The following is a 20,353-nucleotide window of genomic DNA, read 5'->3' as shown; positions in this document are numbered from 1 at the left end:
GAACTCCGTTCTGACGGTAAAAAAATAAGTTAGTCTGGCTTGACTATTTATGATAAGTGACTCAGGTCTTCGCGCCCCGAACCCCCATTCGGGGCGTTTTTTCTGAAATCACATGATCCCGGTAAAGGAATTAATCCAGTACAGTCAATTGTCTGTTTTCCAGCCGGAAGCGAACCCGGCTCATCTGCAGGATAGACAATAGCTCTGTAAGCGTTGCCGTGCGTGGTATACTACCCGTAAAAGTGTCACCAGGGACCTTTCCGGCATATACTACCTCTATATCATACCAACGGGCTGCATCGCGCAAAACCTGGGCGATACTGCTGCTTTGATAAGCAAACAGCCCTTCTTTCCATGCTACCACCTGGTCGGTAGCAGGTGTACTGATGTTAATAGGCTGGCCCATGGCATAGGCAGCCTGTTGTCCCGGAACAATCCGGATGCCCTGTCGCTGATGATCCACCTGAACACTGCCCTGAAGGAGCGTAACCCTGGTATCAGGTTCATCTTCATAAGCTTTAATATTAAAATGTGTGCCCAGCACAGTAACAAGGCTGCTATCTCTTTGGTTGGTTTTAATATTTACGAGAAAAGGTATGGTATGGTCTCCGGCAGATGCTACTTCAAAATAGGCTTCACCCGTTACGGTGATCCTTCTTTCCCTGCCTGAAAAGGCAACCGGATAAGTTAAAGAAGAGCCTGCATTGAGCCATACATGCGATCCGTCAGACAATGTGATACTCGTCACCTGGCTTCCTTTTGGATTTGTAAGCGTATTAAATAAAACTTCGTTGTGTTGTCCCTGTGGTTGGTAAACGATTTCCCCGCTGGCGAGTCTGACTACTTTGGTTTGACCCTGCATAACCAGTTGGCCGTTGGTAATACTGTCTGCCGGCACCAGTTGTCCATTAGATAATGTGATGGTGGCTTTGTGGGTAGCAGGGGCTTTGATGTTTGATGCGATAGCAACAGGTGCCTGTGTCGTAGTGGGCGTGCCCGTAAATTTGTAAATGCTGATGCCGATGAATAGCGCAGCTGCGGCCGCAACAGCCGCAACGCGCCATTTACGGATAAATAGAACCCTCGTTGGCTGGTTCCGTTGTAAAATGTTGTCTAGAATAACTCTTGAAGTGGTGTCAGATAGGTTATGAATTGGCTGGTTATATTGTAGCCATGCAGTTTCCAGCACAGCTTTTAGCTGCGGATCATCTACCTGGTCAATGAGTGAGAATAGCTCTTTTTTCTCCTGCCAGGTGCAGGTGCCGGATGTTAATTTCTCCAATAATGCTGTGATCCTGTCTATCGACATGTGGTTGATTTTCTTTACAAAAAGTTCGTCCCCTTACGTATAAGACAAATAAATGAGGCTTTCGGTCTAGTCGACCCGAAAATTTTTTTTAAATATTTTTTTGGCTATTGGTTTACGAGCTTTCCCGCCGATAAGTGGAATATTAAATGGCTTTGCAGCCGGCTTACTTAATTTTTTCTGCTAATATGATATACAGGTAAATTATACTAATAATATGTGAAGCCTCCAGGTAAACCCTTATTTTTTTGAGCGCCTGTACCATATGGTTGCGTACCGTGGCGGCAGAGATGCCCATTTCAGCCGCTATCTCTTCGTACCTGAGTCCGTGTTCACGACTGAGCATAAACACTTTATATTGTTGCTGTGGCAGGGTAGCAAGCGCTTTTGCCAGTACTTCCTGCACTTCCTTCTCCGACATGGCCTGGGCGGTACCGTTTTCATCGATGGTATACAATTGTAGCTCATCGAGAATCTTAATTTCCCGGCTCTGCCTGCGCATCAGGTTGATGGCCTGGTTGGCCGCCATGCGGAATAAATATGCGTTGAAATTGCCCACATCACCCAATTGGGTACGGTGTGTCCATAGCTTCATAAACACGTCCTGTAGTACGTCTTCTGCTGCTGTAGGAGAATTGCCAAGGTGTAGGAGGAATGAATATAATTTATCTTTATACTTATGAAAAAGGGCCTCAAAGGCTACTTCATCATTGCCCGCCAACTTGTTCACCAGTGCTATGTCGTCAGAGTGGTGCATCGACGATAAAATTACACAAAAGACTGTATTTTTTTCCGGTAACGATTGCGTAAATAAACCTTCGGTAAATAAACGGATTTTTATAGCTTCCGCCTGCTATAAATTCCTGTTATGAAGCACCTTGTTTATTTATGCCTGCTATTTTTTACTGTTTCACTCTCCGCCCAGGAGAAAAAGTTGCTGGTAGTCGCCCACGATGGAAGCGGAGATTTTTCCAATATCCAGGATGCAGTAAATGCCGTAAGGGATTTTCAATACTGGCGGGTAACCATTTTTATTAAGAAGGGAACTTATCATGAAAAGCTGGTCATTCCTTCCTGGAAAACGGGGATTACTTTGATTGGCGAATCCAGGGACAGTACCATTATTACCAATAGTGATTTTTCAGGGAAACCTTATCCTGGTGGACGGGATATAAATGGCAGGGACAAGTTCGGCACATTTACTTCTTATACTGTATTGGTACAGGGGAATGATGTGGTACTCCGGAATCTGACCATTGAAAATGCATCCGGCCAGGTAGGACAGGCAGTAGCACTGCATGTGGAAGGAGACAGGTGTATATTTCTGAATTGCAGGTTGCTGGGCAACCAGGATACATTGTATGCCGGTAAGGAAGATAGCCGGCAGTATTATGATAGTTGCTATATAGAGGGTACAACTGATTTCATTTTTGGTGCAGCTACGGTGGTATTTAAGGACTGCAACATTTTTAGTAAAAGAAACTCTTATATCACAGCGGCTTCTACGACTGTGAATCAGCCATATGGTTTTGTATTTATTCATTGCAACCTGTTCGCTGCAGATACGGCTACAAAAGTGTACCTGGGGCGTCCATGGCGGCCTTATGCCGCTACATTGTTTATGGATTGCACGTTAGGAAAACATATTCTGCCTGTGGGCTGGCATAACTGGGATAAGGTCGAAAATGAACAGACAGCCAGGTACAGGGAGTATAACAATAATGGCCCGGGGGCGGGCACCAGCCAGCGGGTGAGCTGGTCTAAACAACTGAGTAAGCAGGAGGCGAAAGCCATTACAATCACTAAAATTTTGAACGCGTGGGATCCAACCGAACGACGCTGATTATAATATTTTGTCTTTTTGGAATGCAATGTGCATTTGCGCAGGGTACCCTGCAGCATTATGTGAACCAGTTCAATGCTGCAGACAGTGAAACCGTGCAGAACTATGTGAATAATGCACAGGCTTATGAATGGCTCAATAAAAACATTCCTTTACTGGAATGCCCGGATAGTATAATAGAAAAAACCTACTATTATCGTTGGTGGACTTTCAGAAAGCACCTGAAGGAAACCCCGGATGGTTTCATATTTACCGAGTTTATTTTGCCTGTAAAACATGCAGGCAGGTACAATGCACTGAGTTGTGCATTAGGACATCATATTAATGAAGGCCGGTGGCTGCGGGATACCCAGTACATCAACCAGGATATCAGGTATTGGTTTATGGCAGATGCGCAGCAGAAAGCGCCAAAGTTTCACCAGTTTAGCAGCTGGGCGGAATGGGCCGTGTATGAAAGGATCAAGGTGAGTGGTGATGTTGCTATGGCTGTGAGCCTACTCCCATATATGGATGCTGATTATCGTTTATGGGAAAAAGAAAAACGCCTTCCTGGTGGACTATTCTGGCAGTTTGATGTAAAAGATGGTATGGAAGAATCTATCAGTGGCGGCAGGAAAGAGAAGAATATCCGGCCTACCATTAACAGCTATATGTATGGCAATGCGATTGCTATGGCAGCAATGGCGAAGCTGGCCGGAAATGATACGCTCTCGGAAAGATATGCTGCGGATGCCGTTAAAATCAAATCACTGACAGAAGATAGTATGTGGGATAGCCAGGCAGCGTTTTTTAAAGTGCGGTTAGCAAAAGGAGGCTTATCTGATGCGCGGGAGGAAATTGGTTTTATTCCCTGGTATTTTAATTTGCCTGACGATCGGGCAAACTATGCCCGTGCATGGCAGCAATTGATAGATACAGCCGGTTTTAATGCACCCTGGGGCATTACAACGGCAGAGAGAAGACATCCGGCATTTCGTAGTCATGGCACAGGAGGCTGTGAGTGGGATGGCGCGCTGTGGCCGTTTGCTACCACACAAACATTGAAAGGCTTATCCAATTTGCTGCGTGATTATAAATATAAAGGCGGCATGACCCCTGTTATATATTATGAAATGTTGAAAACCTATGCCCGTTCTCACCAGAAAAATGGCGCACCTTACCTGGGAGAGTACCAGGATGAGAAAAACGGATATTGGTTAAAGGGAGATAATCCCCGTAGTAGTTATTACAACCATTCCGGCTTTTGTGATCTCGTGATTAATGACCTGGTGGGCATCCGGCCATCATTGGGTAATAAGGTAACCATTGACCCCATGGTGCCATGGAAATGGTTTCAGTTATCGAACATTCCCTATCATGGACACCTGATCACCGTCAGTTGGAATTTTAAAGAAAAGGGATTTATCATATTAGTAGATAATGTGGAAAAATACCGGGGCAAAAAATTAAAACCCGTAGTGCTGGCACTCTAAGGCCACACGCCCACATGTATAACGGGGTACTTCTGCCGAAGGCGGAAGTGCCCCGTTATGCTTTTTCCTAATTTTTATCATAATAAGACCAATCTCATTTTTGTATCTTCGCCCCTCTGATACGAACAAAAACACACATGTTATGAATAGCCGTAAACGAATCCTTGCCGGCCTGCTTGCCCTTAGCATAGCAGGCGGTACAACTGCACAGATTAAGACAAATCAGAATGGTAAACAGGTGTTTATTAATAACCTGATCAAAAAAATGACGCTGGAAGAGAAAATCGGGCAATTAAACCTGCTCACCAGCGACATGGACGTTACCGGCCCGTTCATGAATGCGGGATATAAAAAAGACATCGAAGCCGGCCGCTGTGGCTCTATCTTCAATGCCTACACCCCGCAGTATGTTCGCCAGTTACAGGATATGGCAATGAAAACCCGTCTTAAAATTCCTTTATTATTCGGATACGACGTCATTCATGGTCACAAGACCATCTTCCCTATTCCATTGGGAGAAGCCTGTACCTGGGACATGGCTCTCATGGAAAAGAGCGCCCGCATCTCTGCTGTAGAAGCCAGTGCAGACGGTCTGCAATGGACGTATTCCCCAATGGTCGACATTGCACGTGATCCCCGCTGGGGCCGTGTAGCCGAAGGGGTAGGTGAAGATACCTGGTATGGCACACAGGTAGCCAAAGCGAAAGTAAAAGGCTATCAGGGTACCGACCTCTCTCTGAACAATACTATCCTGGCCTGTGTAAAACACTTCGCTCTTTATGGCGCTGTGGAAGCCGGTCGTGACTACAACACCGTAGACATGAGCCGCCAGAAGATGTACGAGTACTACCTGCCTCCTTACAAAGCTGCGATCGATGCCGGTGTAGCCACTGTAATGTCTTCTTTCAACGAAATAGACGGTATCCCTGCCACTGGCAACAAATGGCTGCTGACTGACCTGCTGCGCAAGCAATGGGGTTTCAAAGGCTTCGTGGTAACAGACTATACTTCTATCACCGAAATGATGGCACACGGTGTAGGTAAAGACGAATACGAAGTAGGTGAACTGGCGCTGAAGGCTGGCGTAGACATGGACATGCAGGGCAGCATATATACCAGGCAGCTGGCAAAGCTGGTAGCCGACAAGAAGCTCACCATTGCACAGATCGATACCTGCGTATACCGTGTGCTCTCTGCCAAGTATGACCTGGGCCTCTTCAAAGACCCTTATTTATATTGCGACAACGACCGGGCTGCCAGGGAAATCCTGACGCCTGAAAACCGTGCCACTGCACGCGAAATCGGCGCCCGCTCTATCGTACTCCTGAAAAACCAGCAACAACTGCTGCCGCTGAAGAAAGAAGCGAAAATTGCCCTGATCGGCCCGCTGGCAGACAGCAAGCGGGATATGATCGGCAACTGGTCTGCCGCTGGTGATTACACCAAATCTGTAACCTTGCTGGAAGGTATCAAACAGAAACTCTCCGGCGCGGGCAATGTAACTTACCTACGTGGTGCCCACTATACCAGCGACACAACCCTGCTGAAAAGAGCCTTACAAAAAGCGGTATTGACAGCCGAAGATACGGCTAACAGCGCCGGTATGCTGGCGGATGCAGTCGCCCTGGCACAACAATCAGACATCGTGGTACTGGCACTGGGTGAATCTTACGGTATGAGTGGTGAAGCTGCCAGCCGTTCCGACATCAGCATTCCTGAAAACCAGGAAAAACTGCTGCGGGCTGTATATGCTACCGGCAAACCAGTTGTACTGGTACTGATGAATGGTCGTCCGCTCACACTGGAATGGGAAGACGCCCATATTCCCGCTATCGTGGAAACATGGTTCCTGGGTACAGAAGCAGGTAATTCCATTGCCGATGTACTGTTTGGTGATTACAACCCAGCCGGTAAGCTGACTATGACCTTCCCACGCAGCGTAGGCCAGATTCCTATCTACTACAACCATAAGAATACCGGTCGTCCGGAAGATCCAAGTAATAAATATTCTTCCAAATACCTGGATATCTCCAACGAACCGCTGTATCCATTTGGTTATGGCCTGAGCTATACTAAATTTACCTATGGCCCTGTACAGATTGACAAAAACCAGCTGAAGCAATCCGCAACCGGCAATCTGAAAGTAAGCGTAGCAGTGACCAACAGTGGTAATTATGATGGGGAAGAGGTAGTACAGCTGTACATCCGTGACAAGGTATCAAGTGTGACCCGCCCGGTAAAAGAGCTGAAAAACTTCAAAAAGATCTCCCTGAAGAAGGGCGAAACCCAGACAGTGACCTTTGAACTGAGCGTAAATGACCTGAAATTCTATAATAAAGATCTGAAATATGTGGCTGAGCCAGGTGACTTCTCTGTATTTGTAGGTGGCAACAGCCGTGATACACAGTCTGCAGACTTCGCATTAATACCTTAATAAAATACTGAAAAATATAATTTAAAAGGGCTGGCCGGTATTTGGCCAGCCCTTTTCTATAGTGTCAACTTAGGCAAAAAAAGGAGGTAACCCGTAGATATCCCGTATATAACCCGGAGGTAAGCCGTAGATATCCCGTATCTATAGAGGTACGGGATATCTACGGCTTACCTCCGGGAAAGGGTCGGTTTACCCATCTGGTCAGGCTATCTTTGAAATGATTCAATAACCGCCTTAAAATTTTAATTTTATTTTAAAAAATACTTCCTACCTTCGCACCGTTATTCAAACGAACATGAACGCAAACGTACATACACATCATCACCATCATTTCTTACCACGCAGGTAGGCTGGGATGACTATATGTACTATCAGGATATTAGAACATCATCAGGGGCTTACCAAACGGTAAGCCCCTTTTTTGTTTTCACGGAACATTAACAAGAACATGAAACTGAGAATTGCCATTCAGAAATCAGGACGTTTACACGACGATTCCATCAAGCTGTTGAAAGAATGCGGTATCGACATCAACAACGGGGTTAACAAGCTGAAAACAGAAGCCAGTAACTTTCCGCTGGAAGTATTCTTCCTGCGCGACGATGATATTCCGCAATACGTGGAAGATGGCGTAGCTGACCTCGGCATCGTAGGTGAAAATGTGGTACTGGAAAAGAACCGCCCTGTAAGAACAGTAGAGAAACTGGGGTTTGGCAAATGCCGCCTTTCTCTCGCTGTTTCCAAATCAGTGGAATACAATGGCGTAAAAGACATGGACAAGCTGCGCATCGCGACCAGCTACCCGGTGATCCTCGAAAAGTTCCTGCAGGAACATGGCCTGACCGCAGATATTCATGAAATAAGTGGTTCCGTGGAAATTGCTCCCGGTATCGGTCTGGCAGACGCTATCTGTGACCTGGTAAGCAGTGGTTCCACCCTGTTTATGAACGGTCTGAAAGAAGTAGAAGTGATCCTGAAATCTGAAGCAGTACTGATCTCCAACGGTAGTCTTACCCCGGAGCAGGAGGCCATTCTCCGCAAACTCCAGTTCCGCATTCAGGCAGTGAAGAAAGCAAAGAACAACAAGTACATTCTGCTGAATGCACCGAACGATAAACTGAAAGAAATCATCTCCCTGCTGCCAGGTATGAAGAGTCCGACCGTATTGCCACTGGCAGAAGAAGGCTGGAGTTCTGTACACTCAGTGCTGGATGAAAATGATTTCTGGGATATCATTGAAAGCCTGAAAGACGCCGGTGCCCAGGGTATACTGGTGGTTCCAATTGAAAAGATGATCATTTAATATCGCTGTCATTATGTTGGTATTCGAATATCCAGAACGTTCACAATGGGGGGAGCTGCTGCGCCGCCCGGTGTTTGACAACACTGCACTGGAAACCAGTGTAGGCAATATTCTCGCAGATGTGCGCCAGAATGGAGATACAGCCGTTCGCAAGTATGCGCAGCAATTTGACAAGGTACAGCTGGATGCACTCGCAGTAACACCTGCGGAGTTTGCACAGGCAGCTGCTACCCTCGATCCCGCACTAAAAAAAGCCATTTTACAGGCGAAACAAAATATAGAAGTCTTCCACAAAGCACAGCATGAATCCGGCAAGGTGATCGAAACCATGCCTGGGGTACAATGCTGGCGCAAACCGGTGGCGATAGAGAAAGTAGGATTATATATTCCGGGTGGTTCCGCACCGCTGTTTTCTACCATCCTCATGCTGGGTATCCCGGCAGTGATAGCAGGCTGTAAGGAAATCATTCTCTGCACGCCTTCCAATGCAAAAGGTGAAGTACACCCTGCGGTGCTGTATGCAGCAGAGCAGATAGGACTGGATCGCGTATATAAGATAGGCGGTGTGCAGGCCATTGCTGCCATGGCGTATGGTACAGAAAGCATTCCCCGCGTGCACAAGATCTTTGGCCCGGGCAATCAGTATGTAACCTGTGCCAAACAACTCATCAACAAAGATGGTGTGGCCATCGATATGCCGGCTGGCCCTTCGGAGGTAGCAGTACTGGCCGATGAAACCTGTGTACCGGCCTTCGTAGCAGCCGATTTGCTGTCGCAGGCAGAACATGGCCCTGATAGCCAGGTATTGCTGGTGACTACCACTGCTGACATTATCAAACCAGTACAGGAACAGGTAGCGGCACAGCTGGCGCAATTACCACGCAAAGACATAGCTGCAAAGGCATTGGAAAACAGCCGTATCATACTGGTGCGCGACAATGAAGAAGCAATGGAACTGCTGAATGCATATGCACCTGAACACCTGATTGTAGCCTGCAAAGATGATATTGCCATTGCAGATGCGGTGGTGAATGCAGGTTCTGTATTCCTGGGGAACTACTCTCCTGAGAGCGCGGGCGACTATGCTTCGGGTACCAACCATACCCTGCCTACAAATGGTTATGCCACTGCTTACAGTGGTGTATCGCTGGATAGTTTTGTGAAGAAGATCACCTACCAGCGCCTGACCAAAGAAGGCTTGCAAAATATAGGTAGTACCATCGAAATCATGGCAGCTGCAGAAGGGTTGGATGCGCACAAAAATGCGGTGACCCTCCGTCTGAAATAATTTTAATCTTATTGTATGTTCGATTTAAATAGCTTATTACGCGACAATATAAAACGCCTTGTTCCTTATTCTACAGCGAGAGATGAGTTCAAAGGTGAAGCATCCATTTTCCTGGATGCAAATGAAAATAGTTATGGTTCCCCTTTGCCGGTGAATTATAACCGCTATCCTGATCCTATGCAGTGGAAGGTAAAGTACAAACTGGCGGATATCAAGGGGGTACCACCACAGAATATTTTCCTGGGCAATGGGAGTGATGAAGTGATCGACGTATTGTATCGTTCATTCTGCCGTCCGGGTATTGACAATGTTGTACTGTTTCCACCTACCTATGGTATGTATGAAGTAAGTGCGAATATCAATGATGTGATCGTACGCAAAGTATCCCTCACCCCGGATACTTTCCAGCTGGATATGCCGGCGCTGCAGGAAGCAGTGGACGAGAATACGAAGCTGATCTTCATCTGTTCTCCGAACAATCCAACTGGCAATTCCATTGACCGTTCAGACATCGAAATGATCCTGAACAATTTTGATGGTATTGTAGTGATAGATGAGGCGTATATCAATTATGCACGTCAAAAGACTTTTATCTCTGAGCTGACTGAATATCCCAATCTCGTAGTGATGCAAACACTCTCCAAAGCATGGGGACTGGCGGCGCTGCGCGTGGGGATGGCATTTGCAGGAGATGATATTATCAATGTACTGAACAAGGTGAAAGCGCCTTACAACATCAACCAGTCTGCACAGGACCTCGTATTGGAGGCACTGAACAATATCGGGCAGGTGAATGAGTGGATCAGAGATGCAGTGGTGGAGAGAGATAAACTCGCTGCATCGCTGGAAGCATTGCCACAGGTAGAGTATGTGTATCCAAGTGATGCCAACTTTTTGCTGGCAAAGACGACAGATGCAAAGGGTATTTACAATAATTTGGTAGACCAGGGTATTATCGTGCGCGATCGCTCTAAAGTAGAATTGTGTGGCGGATGTTTGCGTATTACAGTGGGTACGCCGGAAGAGAATGTGACATTGGTAAAAGCTATAAACAATTTTAAATAAATGAAAAGAGTTCTCTTCATAGATCGCGATGGTACTTTGATAAAAGAGGTGCCACCTACTTACCAGATTGATTCATTGGATAAGATTGAATTTTATCCGAAGGTGTTTACCTGGCTCACGCGTATAGCAGCGGAGCTGGATTTTGAATTGGTGATGGTCACGAACCAGGATGGATTAGGAACGCAGAGTTTTCCGGAAGATACATTCTGGCCGGCGCAGAACTTCATTGTTCGTGCGTTTGAGAATGAAGGTGTAATTTTTAAAGCGTATCATATAGATCGTAGCTTTCCCCACGAAAACGCGCCTACGCGTAAGCCGGGTACGGGTATGCTGACGCAGTACTTTACGGCTGATTATGATCTGGCTAATTCATTTGTGATCGGGGATCGTATTACGGATGTACAGTTGGCGAAGAACCTGGGGGCGAAAGCGATCTGGATGAATGAGGGAACAGGTCTGGGTGGTGCGGAAGTGAGTGCCGATGCGAAGGCGCTGGAACCGGTGATTGCTTTGGAATCTACTGATTGGGAAAAGATTTATGAGTTCCTGAAACTGGGATTGCGGCAGGTATCTCATACACGTACCACTAAAGAAACTGATATTCATATTGAACTGAACCTGGATGGTACTGGAAAAGCAGATATCCACACTGGTTTGGGTTTCTTTGATCATATGCTGGACCAGATAGCGCGTCATGGCAGTATTGATCTTACTATCAGGGCGAAAGGTGATTTGCATATTGATGAGCATCATACTATTGAGGATGTGGGTATTGCATTGGGTGAGGCGGTAGCACAGGGATTGGGAGATAAGAGAGGGATAGAGCGATATGGTTATTGCTTACCAATGGATGATTGTCTGGCGCAGGCGGCGATTGATTTTGGGGGAAGGAACTGGATTGTTTGGGATGCTAAATTTAATAGGGAGAAAATAGGGGAGATGCCTACGGAGATGTTCTTTCATTTCTTTAAGTCTTTTTCAGATGCTTCGAAGAGTAATTTGAATATTAAGGCAGAGGGGGAGAATGAGCATCATAAGATAGAGGCGATTTTTAAGGTTTTTGCGAAGGCTATTAAGATGGCGGTAAAGCGAAATCCATCTAATATGCAATTGCCAAGTACAAAGGGTTTGCTTTAATATTTGTCGCGTTTGATGATCCGGCTACCGCCGGATCATCAAACGCTCCCGGGGAGGCTTGCGCGCCAGCGCGCGCCCACCCTTTCGAAAAATCTTCTGCCGAAGGCAGATGTAATTCTCCAAAAAACATTTGCATTTTTGAAAAATTCCCCGGATATTTGTTCCGTAAATAAAACAAAACATGAACTCAATCATTACAAACAATCATTGGTGGTGGCACAATATCAGTTCCTGATAATGTGTTACAGTGCCATGATCCGTAGTGATCATATATAATTCGAAGGCTCGCTGTTACACAGCGGGCCTTCTTCGTTTTAATACCTAATCAAAATCAAATGGGTAGTATTCAAGTAAAATCAAGATCAAAGCAAATGCTGGCAGATGTATTCACCCCCGTGGGCATCTACCTGCGTCTTCGTGACCGGTTCCCTGGCTCCGTACTACTGGAAAGTACCGACTACCGTGCCAGTGAGAACAGCTATTCCTTTATCTGTATCAAACCAATTGCAGGTATCGAAGTCACCAGCACCACCGACTTTGAATTCAAGTATCCGAACCTGCCGCCAGAAAGGAAACAACTCAAAAGCCGCCAGAGCGTGCTCGACGAGCTCCAGAAGTTTCTCGGCAACTTCTCTTTCGCTGACAAGCCAGTGCTGCCCGTCGTTCACAGCTTATTCGGATACAGTACTTTCGACTCCGTACAATTCTTTGAAACAATAGAATTCAATAAGAATAAAGCAAACGGGAATACCATCCCCCTCATGCGCTATCGTTTCTATCAATACGTGATCGTCATCAACCACTTCAAAGATGAACTGTATCTCTGCGAAAACAGTGTAGATGGCCTGGACAGCGAATTCGAACTGATAGAATCACTGATCCGCTCGAAGGATGTACCGAGCTACTCCTTCACCACTACCGGGGATGAGCAGAGTAATATGACCGATGCGCAGTACATGGAAATTGTTGAAAAAGGTAAACAACACTGCTTTCGGGGCGATGTATTCCAGGTAGTATTATCCAGGGCCTTCAACCAATCTTTCAAAGGCGACGAATTCAACGTGTACCGTGCACTCCGCTCCATCAACCCTTCTCCCTATCTCTTCTTCTTCGATTATGGCGATTATAAATTAATGGGTTCTTCTCCCGAAGCCCAGCTCATCATCAAAGATGGTAAAGCCACCATTCACCCGATAGCAGGCACTTTCCGCCGTACCGGCAATGATGAGGAAGATCGCAGACTGGCGAAACTGCTGCTGGAAGATCCAAAAGAAAATGCAGAACATGTGATGCTGGTAGACCTGGCACGCAATGATCTGAGCCGCCTCGCTACTGATGTAGTGGTAGATTCTTACCGCAATATCCAATATTACTCACACGTCATTCACCTGGTAAGCGAAGTATCCGGCAAGGTACAGAAGGGCAATCCTTTCTCCCTGCTGGCAGCCACCTTCCCTGCAGGTACGCTTTCCGGCGCACCAAAATACAGGGCCATGCAGATCATTGACGAGTATGAGCCTACACAACGTGGTTTCTATGGTGGATGTATAGGCTCCGTAGGTTTCAACGGCGACTTTAACCATGCGATCATGATCCGCAGTATCCTGAGCAAATCCAATACCCTGTATTATCAGGCAGGTGCCGGTGTGGTAGCAAAGTCCGTGGCCGAATCGGAAAAAGATGAAGTGAACAATAAACTGAATGCATTAAAACAGGCCATTCTGCTGGCACAAAAAATCTGACATGAACATTCTTGTGTTTGATAACTACGACTCTTTTACATACAACCTGGTACACCTGGTGGAGAAGATCATTAACGGCAAAGTCAGTGTATTTCGTAATGATGAAATTCCATTGGAAAAAGTAAAAGACTATGACAAGATCATCCTTTCTCCCGGTCCTGGTATACCGGAAGAAGCAGGATTGTTGCTGCCGCTGATCAAAGAATATGCACCTACCAAATCCATATTCGGCGTATGCCTTGGCCAGCAGGCCATTGGCGAAGCTTTCGGCGCCAGCCTGATCAACCTGAAAGAGGTGTACCACGGGGTAGCTACTACTGTAAACATCATCAGCAGGGAAGGCAGATTATTCAACGGCCTCCCCGATCAACTCGAAGTAGGCAGATACCACTCCTGGGTAGTAGATGAAAAAACATTGCCATCCAGCCTTACCGTGACTGCAAAGGACGACAACGGCTATATCATGGCACTGCAACATCAGCAATATGATGTGAGCGGCGTACAGTTTCACCCTGAAAGCGTACTTACACCAGAAGGGGAAAAGATCATCCGTAACTGGTTAAATGCATAAATCCCGGGATTATGAAAAAGATACTGAATTACCTTTTTGAACATAAAACATTCACCCGCAGCGCAGCCAAGGAAATCCTGATCGGTATTTCCAAAGGTATGTACAATGAAAGCGAACTCGCTGCTTTCATGACCGTATACCTCATGCGCAGCATTACTGTAGAGGAACTACTGGGCTTCCGCGATGCCCTGCTGGAACTCTGCATCCCTGTAAACCTGAATGGCTATGATGTACTGGACATTGTGGGTACAGGCGGCGATGGCAAAAACTCTTTTAACATCAGCACCCTCTCCTGCTTCATCGTGGCAGGTGCAGGTGGCAAGGTGGCCAAGCATGGTAACGTAGGTGTATCTACGATCAGCGGGGCTTCTAACCTGATGGAGTCTGCCGGTTATAAATTCAAGAACGATGATGCAAAGCTGCGTACAGAACTGGAAGAATCCGGTGTTTGTTTCCTGCATGCGCCCCTGTTCCACCCCGCACTGAAAAATGTGGCCGGTGTACGTCGGCAGCTGGGGGTACGCACCTTCTTCAACGTACTCGGTCCATTGGTGAACCCGGCTTTTGCACAGCACCAGTTGATTGGTGTATATAGCCTGGAACTGGCCCGGGTGTATAACTACCTTTTCCAGCAAACGGACAAGCAATATGCTATTGTGCATAGCCTGGATGGGTACGACGAAATTTCGCTTACTTCAGATACCCGTGTCATCACAAACAAAGGTGAGCGTGACTGGACCCCTGAGCAGCTGGGTAAGCGCAAGGTTTTCCCTGAAGATATCTACGGCGGAAACTCTATTGAAGAAGCCGCCAAAATCTTTATGAAAATTTTAAAGGGCGAAGGGACCTGGGCACAGAATGCAGTAGTAATGGCGAATGCCGCCATGGGATTGCATTGCATGGGCAAGTACCCCTCCTACGAAGAATGTTTCCTGGCAGCCGTTGAATCCCTGGAATCCGGTGCCGCACACAATGCGTTTAAGAAGTTGATAAGTTTGCAGTCATGAAAAATATCCTTACTGAAATAGTCGCACATAAACACGTGGAAGTAGCCGCACGTAAACAGCAACGCCCGGTAGCCGAGCTGGAACAGTCATCTGCTTTCAAGCGGGTGCCTTTGTCCTTGTCAAGTTTTCTGCTGAACCCTGAGAAAACAGGTATCATCGCAGAATTCAAGAGAAAGTCTCCATCAAAGGGGCTGATCAATGGCACTGCTACCGTACAGGATGTAACCATGGCCTATACCCGCTACGGGGCTTCTGGTCTGTCTGTATTGACAGATGAACAGTTCTTTGGCGGTAGCTCCGACGACCTGGTGCAGGCACGTGCAGTGAATAACATTCCTGTGCTGAGAAAGGACTTTGTGATCGATGAATACCAGATACTGGAAGCAAAGGCAATTGGCGCAGATGTGATTCTACTCATTGCAGAATGTCTCACAAAAGCAGAAGTAGCGCGATTAGCTGCCTTTGCCCATAACTTAGGATTGGAGGTATTGCTGGAAGTGCACAGTGGTGATCAGCTGGATAAGGTAACGGATCATATCCAGAACGTGGGAGTGAACAACCGCGACCTCACTACTTTCAAGGTAGATTTCAACCGCAGTTGCGAACTGGCGCCACAGATCCCTGCCGGTAAATGTAAGGTAGCGGAGAGCGGCATCAGCAACACGGATAATATTGTGACGCTGAAAAAAGCAGGCTTCAACGGTTTCCTGATTGGGGAACACTTCATGAAGACAGAAAATCCTGCAAGGGCATTTGAAAACTTTGTAACGGAGCTGTCCGGTAAACTGAAAGGATAAATGATGCAACTGAAAGTATGCGGTATCACCCGGAAAGAAGACCTGGAAAAGCTGGTAGAACTGGGCGTTCACTATGCCGGCTTTATCTTTTATGAGAAATCGCCCCGCTTTGTAGGGAATAAACTGGATGCCCGTACTGTACGGGAAACGAAAGGGATCCTGAAGGTAGGTGTGTTTGTAAATGCGCCACTGGAGCAGGTGAAGCAGCACATCAGCAGTTATGGGCTGCACCTGGTACAACTGCATGGCGATGAAGATCCTGCATACTGTGCAGCTTTGCAGTCGTTGGTACCGGTGATCAGGGCTTTCAGAATCGGTGAAGACGTGAACTGGGATGCACTGGCAGCGTATGTACCCGTGACTAACTACTTCCTGTTCGACACTGCAGCGGGTAAGGCTTATGGTGGCACAGGCAAGCTATTCAACTGGGAGTTGCTGAGCACCTATCCGTTCGACCATCCGTTTTTCCTCAGTGGCGGCATTGGCCCTGAACAGCTGGAAGACCTGCTGGCATTTGAACATCCGGCATTGTTTGCAGCTGATGTGAACAGTAAATTTGAGACTGCGCCTGGTGTGAAGGATATGAACAAAGTGCAGCAGTTCTCCACAAAGATTTTATAAACTTATTTAAAATAATCAAGCATGAAGATTGCTGACAATACGCTGGGCTTACCCTATCATGTAGATGAAAGAGGTTTCTACGGCCGCTTTGGCGGTGCCTATGTGCCGGAGATGCTCTATCCCAATGTAGAAGAATTACAGACCAGGTACCTGGAAATTATGCGCGAGCCCGGCTTTCAGCAGGAGTTTGAACAACTGTTGCGGGATTATGTAGGCCGTCCTTCTCCTTTATATTTTGCAAAGCGCCTTTCAGAAAAGTATGGGGCACAGATCTACCTGAAAAGGGAAGACCTGAACCATACCGGTGCACACAAGGTAAACAATACAATCGGTCAGATCCTGCTGGCAAAGCGACTGGGCAAAACCCGCATCATCGCTGAAACCGGTGCTGGCCAGCACGGGGTAGCGACAGCTACTGTGTGTGCACTGATGAATATGGAATGTGTGATCTACATGGGTAGCATCGACATTCAGCGCCAGGCGCCGAATGTAGCACGTATGAAAATGCTGGGTGCTACAGTGGTAGCAGCTACCAGTGGTAGTCAGACGCTGAAAGATGCGTGTAACGAAGCCATCCGTGACTGGATCAATAACCCTGTCACTACCCATTACATATTGGGTACAGCCGCAGGCCCGCACCCATATCCTGATATGGTGACCCGTTTCCAGTCAGTAATCAGCGAAGAGATTCGCAAACAGTTGGAAGAGAAAACAGGCAACCCGAATCCGAATTATGTAGTGGCCTGTATAGGTGGTGGCAGCAATGCTGCCGGTACCTATTACCACTTCCTGAATGAGCCGGATGTAAAGATTGTAGCGGTGGAAGCTGCAGGCAAAGGGGTACATTCCGGCCACTCAGCAGCTACTACCCAGCTGGGTAAACTGGGTATCATCCATGCAGCAAAAACACTGCTGATGCAGACTGACGATGGACAGATCACCGAACCATATTCTATTTCCGCAGGTCTGGATTATCCGGGTATTGGTCCATTGCATGCACACTTGTATGAGACCGGCCGTGGTACATTCCTGGCTGCAACCGATGATGAAGCCCTGCAGGCAGCTTACGAGCTGACCAGGCTGGAAGGCATTATCCCTGCACTGGAATCTTCTCACGCACTGGCAAAACTGGGTGAAATTCCGTTCAAACCATCAGACGTGGTAGTGGTATGTCTGAGTGGTCGTGGTGACAAGGATATGGAAACATATATTCGTAATCTGCCCAATAAATAAATTATTTTATGAGCAATCGTATAGATCAGTTATTTGCCAGCAAAAAGACAGGCATTCTCAATATATACTGCACAGCGGGTTTCCCGGAATTGAACGATACACTGCCCGTGATGACGGCGCTGCAACAGCATGGTGCAGACCTGATAGAACTGGGCATGCCTTTTTCCGATCCTTTGGCCGATGGTCCGGTCATACAGGAGAGCAGTACCCGCGCTATCAAAAATGGCATGGGCCTCCGGGTATTGTTTGAGCAATTGAAAGAATTCAGGAAAACCATTCATGTACCGGTGATCCTCATGGGTTACCTGAACCCGGTATTGCTGTACGGCATCGAAGCTTTTTGCCAGAAATGTGCGGAAGTAGGGGTAGATGGCCTGATCCTGCCTGACCTGCCGATGGACGAGTACGAAAATGAATATAAAGCCATCTTCGAACATTATGGTCTGCACCTGATTTTCCTGGTGACACCAGAAACGAGCGAAGCACGCATCCGTAAGATCGACAACCTGAGCAAAGGATTTATTTACGCGGTATCTTCTTCTTCTACCACCGGTACAGACAAGAATATGGGCCAGCAGCAGGCTTATTTCGAAAGACTTGAAAAGTTGCAGTTAAAGAACCCGGTATTGATCGGGTTTGGTGTCAAAGATAAAGCTACCTTTGCGGCGGCCTGTGCACACAGCAATGGTGCAATTATAGGTACTGCCTTTATCCGCGCTATCGAAAATGCGACCAACATCGACACTGCTGTCAAAGATTTTATCAGCAGTGTAAAATAGTTTTTATGAAAACGGTAATCATCAAGTACAACGCCGGCAATATCCGCTCTGTATTATTTGCACTGGACCGCATTGGTGTGGAAGGTGTGGTAACAGATAACCCGGAGGAAATCCGTGCTGCCGACAGGGTGATCTTTCCAGGGGTAGGAGAGGCGAGCACCGCCATGAACTACCTGAAAGAAAGAAAGCTCGACCTCCTCATCAAAGATCTGAAGCAACCTACACTGGGTATTTGCCTGGGTATGCAGCTGATGTGCAAACATTCAGAAGAAAATGATACACCCTGCCTCGGCATCTTCGATGTGGAAGTAAAGAAATTCCAGTCGCCGGTAGACAACCTGCTGAAGATCCCACAGATCGGCTGGAATAATATTACAGGATTGTACAGCGCCATCTTTGAACATGTGCCAGAGAACAGTTACATGTACTTTGTACACAGCTACTATGCGGCCCTGAGCGCGGATACTGTAGCTACTACAAACTATGTGATCAACTACAGCAGTGCCCTGCAGAAAGATAATTTCTATGCGGTACAGTTCCACCCGGAAAAGTCAGCCGATGCAGGACAGCAAATTCTGGAAAACTTCCTGAAGATTCAATAAACAATGCAGGTAAGAAGAATCAATACAGTCGATACACTCATCCTGCGCAGGGATGTGTTATATCCTGGTCAGTCGCTGGAATCTGTGAAGGTGGAAGGTGATGACGATGGTCTGCACTTTGGATTGTTTGAACAATCTGCACTGGTTGGTGTCATTTCTTTGTTCTTAGAGCGGGCAAGTGCCCGTTTCCGCAAGCTGGCCATTACCCCGGCCTGCCAGGGAAAAAGTTACGGCAGCATACTGTTATCACACGTGGAAGACTTTTGCCGCAGGGAACGCATTCCGTCACTGTGGTGCGATGCCCGCGATTCTGCATTTGGCTTCTATGAAAAGAGAGGCTATGTATACGACAGTGCGCCTTTTAAAAAAGGAAATAATACATTTCGCAAGATGAAAATTGAACTGGGTCAGACATCCGCACAGCAATTCAGCGTGATTCCGGCAATCGATATAATAGATGGTAAATGCGTACGCCTCACGCAGGGAGATTATGCACAGAAGAAAGTGTATAATGAACATCCGCTGGAAGTGGCGAAAGAGTTTGAAAGCATTGGCGTGACCCGCCTGCACCTGGTAGACCTGGATGGGGCTAAGAAGGGCAGTGTGGTGAACTGGAAAGTGCTGGAAGCAATCGCTGGCCATACCAGCCTGGTAGTAGATTTTGGAGGAGGTATCAAGAAAGAAGATGACCTCCGCATAGTATATGAAAACGGGGCAGCCCTGGCTACCATTGGTTCTATTGCCGTAAAAGAGCCGGAACTGTTTTTCAGCTGGGTAAAAAAGTATGGTGCAGACAAGATTTTTCTGGGCGCAGATGTAAAGGACGAAAAGATCGCGGTGGGCGGTTGGCTGGAAACGACTGACCTGACTATCTACGATTTCCTGGCATCTAATATCAAAGCGGGGGTGCACCACATCTTCTGTACGGATATTGCTAAAGACGGTTTGCTGCAGGGACCTTCCATCCCGCTGTATAAAAAGATCCTGGAGCATTTCCCCGGCATTAACTTTGTAGCCAGCGGTGGTGTGAGCAATATCGACGATATCTATGCGCTGCAGGAGGCCGGTTGCAATGGGGTGATCGTGGGGAAAGCGATTTACGAAGGAAAGATCTCAATGGAAGAGTTGAAACAATTAATGAAGTAAACAACAC

At 47.0% G+C, this 20,353-nt stretch carries 18 protein-coding genes; 16 read left to right on the top strand and 2 right to left on the bottom strand.

Annotated features, from left to right (window positions below; genetic code table 11):
- Positions 1-130 precede the first annotated feature (130 nt).
- Entirely contained in the window at positions 131-1,309 is a 1,179-nt protein-coding gene (locus ABDW16_RS10885; protein WP_343669677.1) for a FecR domain-containing protein, read from the bottom strand.
- Between the two features lie 163 nt (positions 1,310-1,472).
- Positions 1,473-2,063 carry an RNA polymerase sigma-70 factor gene (locus tag ABDW16_RS10880; RefSeq protein ID WP_343669676.1) on the bottom strand — a complete coding sequence of 197 codons (591 nt, stop codon included), beginning with the start codon at positions 2,061-2,063 and terminating at the stop codon, positions 1,473-1,475.
- Positions 2,064-2,174: 111 nt separating this feature from the next.
- Here ABDW16_RS10880 and ABDW16_RS10875 point away from each other — a divergent pair, with 111 nt between their 5' ends.
- From ABDW16_RS10875 to hisA, 16 genes are all read left to right on the top strand, one after another.
- A complete protein-coding gene (locus ABDW16_RS10875; protein ID WP_343669674.1) occupies positions 2,175-3,149 on the top strand; it encodes a pectinesterase family protein in 975 nt (324 codons plus the stop codon).
- A gap of 23 nt (positions 3,150-3,172) precedes the next feature.
- On the top strand, positions 3,173-4,621 hold the full coding sequence (locus ABDW16_RS10870; RefSeq protein WP_343669672.1) for a glycoside hydrolase: 1,449 nt from the start codon (positions 3,173-3,175) through the stop codon (positions 4,619-4,621).
- 142 nt (positions 4,622-4,763) lie between these two features.
- The gene (bglX, locus tag ABDW16_RS10865) at positions 4,764-7,055 is read left to right on the top strand and encodes a beta-glucosidase BglX (protein ID WP_343669670.1); all 2,292 of its coding nucleotides are present in this window, start codon (positions 4,764-4,766) and stop codon (positions 7,053-7,055) included.
- A gap of 448 nt (positions 7,056-7,503) precedes the next feature.
- Entirely contained in the window at positions 7,504-8,358 is an 855-nt protein-coding gene (hisG, locus tag ABDW16_RS10860) for an ATP phosphoribosyltransferase (protein WP_343669668.1), read from the top strand.
- Positions 8,359-8,371: 13 nt separating this feature from the next.
- Positions 8,372-9,646 carry a histidinol dehydrogenase gene (hisD, locus tag ABDW16_RS10855; protein ID WP_343669667.1) on the top strand — a complete coding sequence of 425 codons (1,275 nt, stop codon included), beginning with the start codon at positions 8,372-8,374 and terminating at the stop codon, positions 9,644-9,646.
- Between the two features lie 15 nt (positions 9,647-9,661).
- Positions 9,662-10,711: a histidinol-phosphate transaminase gene (gene hisC / locus ABDW16_RS10850; RefSeq protein ID WP_343669665.1), complete on the top strand. Its 1,050-nt coding sequence runs from the start codon at positions 9,662-9,664 to the stop codon at positions 10,709-10,711.
- Positions 10,712-11,848, top strand: coding sequence for a bifunctional histidinol-phosphatase/imidazoleglycerol-phosphate dehydratase HisB (hisB, locus tag ABDW16_RS10845; protein ID WP_343669663.1), 1,137 nt, complete (start codon positions 10,712-10,714; stop codon positions 11,846-11,848).
- 335 nt (positions 11,849-12,183) lie between these two features.
- Complete coding sequence (locus ABDW16_RS10840; RefSeq protein ID WP_343669662.1) at positions 12,184-13,590, top strand: anthranilate synthase component I family protein; 1,407 nt, start codon at positions 12,184-12,186, stop codon at positions 13,588-13,590.
- A 1-nt stretch (position 13,591) separates the two neighbouring features.
- Positions 13,592-14,161: an aminodeoxychorismate/anthranilate synthase component II gene (locus ABDW16_RS10835; RefSeq protein ID WP_343669661.1), complete on the top strand. Its 570-nt coding sequence runs from the start codon at positions 13,592-13,594 to the stop codon at positions 14,159-14,161.
- Between the two features lie 11 nt (positions 14,162-14,172).
- Positions 14,173-15,168, top strand: coding sequence for an anthranilate phosphoribosyltransferase (gene trpD, locus ABDW16_RS10830; protein ID WP_343669660.1), 996 nt, complete (start codon positions 14,173-14,175; stop codon positions 15,166-15,168).
- Complete coding sequence (gene trpC / locus ABDW16_RS10825) at positions 15,165-15,965, top strand: indole-3-glycerol phosphate synthase TrpC (RefSeq protein WP_343669659.1); 801 nt, start codon at positions 15,165-15,167, stop codon at positions 15,963-15,965. The genes trpD and trpC overlap by 4 nt, the downstream gene beginning before the upstream one ends.
- The gene (locus ABDW16_RS10820) at positions 15,966-16,586 is read left to right on the top strand and encodes a phosphoribosylanthranilate isomerase (protein ID WP_343669658.1); all 621 of its coding nucleotides are present in this window, start codon (positions 15,966-15,968) and stop codon (positions 16,584-16,586) included. It begins immediately after the preceding gene.
- Between the two features lie 21 nt (positions 16,587-16,607).
- Entirely contained in the window at positions 16,608-17,819 is a 1,212-nt protein-coding gene (gene trpB, locus ABDW16_RS10815) for a tryptophan synthase subunit beta (protein ID WP_343669656.1), read from the top strand.
- A gap of 8 nt (positions 17,820-17,827) precedes the next feature.
- Entirely contained in the window at positions 17,828-18,598 is a 771-nt protein-coding gene (gene trpA, locus ABDW16_RS10810) for a tryptophan synthase subunit alpha (RefSeq protein WP_343669655.1), read from the top strand.
- Between the two features lie 5 nt (positions 18,599-18,603).
- Positions 18,604-19,200, top strand: coding sequence for an imidazole glycerol phosphate synthase subunit HisH (gene hisH, locus ABDW16_RS10805; protein WP_343669654.1), 597 nt, complete (start codon positions 18,604-18,606; stop codon positions 19,198-19,200).
- Between the two features lie 3 nt (positions 19,201-19,203).
- Positions 19,204-20,346 (top strand): 1-(5-phosphoribosyl)-5-[(5-phosphoribosylamino)methylideneamino]imidazole-4-carboxamide isomerase, encoded by a 1,143-nt coding sequence (gene hisA, locus ABDW16_RS10800; protein ID WP_343669653.1) that lies wholly within the window; start codon positions 19,204-19,206, stop codon positions 20,344-20,346.
- Positions 20,347-20,353 lie beyond the last annotated feature (7 nt).

The sequence above is a fragment of the Chitinophaga sp. genome (genome assembly GCF_039596135.1).
In the GTDB taxonomy this organism is placed as follows: Bacteria; Bacteroidota; Bacteroidia; order Chitinophagales; family Chitinophagaceae; genus Chitinophaga.
The sequence above is the reverse complement of the archived record's forward strand: the minus strand, read 5'-3'. Positions and strand labels throughout refer to the sequence as shown.

Excerpts from the sequence above, each read along its gene's own strand:
- ABDW16_RS10885 (WP_343669677.1), bottom strand. The coding sequence starts at position 1,309 with ATGTCGATAGACAGGATCACAGCATTATTGGAGAAATTAACATCCGGC.
- ABDW16_RS10880 (WP_343669676.1), bottom strand. The coding sequence starts at position 2,063 with ATGCACCACTCTGACGACATAGCACTGGTGAACAAGTTGGCGGGCAAT.
- ABDW16_RS10875 (WP_343669674.1), top strand. The coding sequence starts at position 2,175 with ATGAAGCACCTTGTTTATTTATGCCTGCTATTTTTTACTGTTTCACTC.
- ABDW16_RS10870 (WP_343669672.1), top strand. The coding sequence starts at position 3,173 with ATGCAATGTGCATTTGCGCAGGGTACCCTGCAGCATTATGTGAACCAG.
- bglX (WP_343669670.1), top strand. The coding sequence starts at position 4,764 with ATGAATAGCCGTAAACGAATCCTTGCCGGCCTGCTTGCCCTTAGCATA.
- hisG (WP_343669668.1), top strand. The coding sequence starts at position 7,504 with ATGAAACTGAGAATTGCCATTCAGAAATCAGGACGTTTACACGACGAT.
- hisD (WP_343669667.1), top strand. The coding sequence starts at position 8,372 with ATGTTGGTATTCGAATATCCAGAACGTTCACAATGGGGGGAGCTGCTG.
- hisC (WP_343669665.1), top strand. The coding sequence starts at position 9,662 with ATGTTCGATTTAAATAGCTTATTACGCGACAATATAAAACGCCTTGTT.
- hisB (WP_343669663.1), top strand. The coding sequence starts at position 10,712 with ATGAAAAGAGTTCTCTTCATAGATCGCGATGGTACTTTGATAAAAGAG.
- ABDW16_RS10840 (WP_343669662.1), top strand. The coding sequence starts at position 12,184 with ATGGGTAGTATTCAAGTAAAATCAAGATCAAAGCAAATGCTGGCAGAT.
- ABDW16_RS10835 (WP_343669661.1), top strand. The coding sequence starts at position 13,592 with ATGAACATTCTTGTGTTTGATAACTACGACTCTTTTACATACAACCTG.
- trpD (WP_343669660.1), top strand. The coding sequence starts at position 14,173 with ATGAAAAAGATACTGAATTACCTTTTTGAACATAAAACATTCACCCGC.
- trpC (WP_343669659.1), top strand. The coding sequence starts at position 15,165 with ATGAAAAATATCCTTACTGAAATAGTCGCACATAAACACGTGGAAGTA.
- ABDW16_RS10820 (WP_343669658.1), top strand. The coding sequence starts at position 15,966 with ATGATGCAACTGAAAGTATGCGGTATCACCCGGAAAGAAGACCTGGAA.
- trpB (WP_343669656.1), top strand. The coding sequence starts at position 16,608 with ATGAAGATTGCTGACAATACGCTGGGCTTACCCTATCATGTAGATGAA.
- trpA (WP_343669655.1), top strand. The coding sequence starts at position 17,828 with ATGAGCAATCGTATAGATCAGTTATTTGCCAGCAAAAAGACAGGCATT.
- hisH (WP_343669654.1), top strand. The coding sequence starts at position 18,604 with ATGAAAACGGTAATCATCAAGTACAACGCCGGCAATATCCGCTCTGTA.
- hisA (WP_343669653.1), top strand. The coding sequence starts at position 19,204 with ATGCAGGTAAGAAGAATCAATACAGTCGATACACTCATCCTGCGCAGG.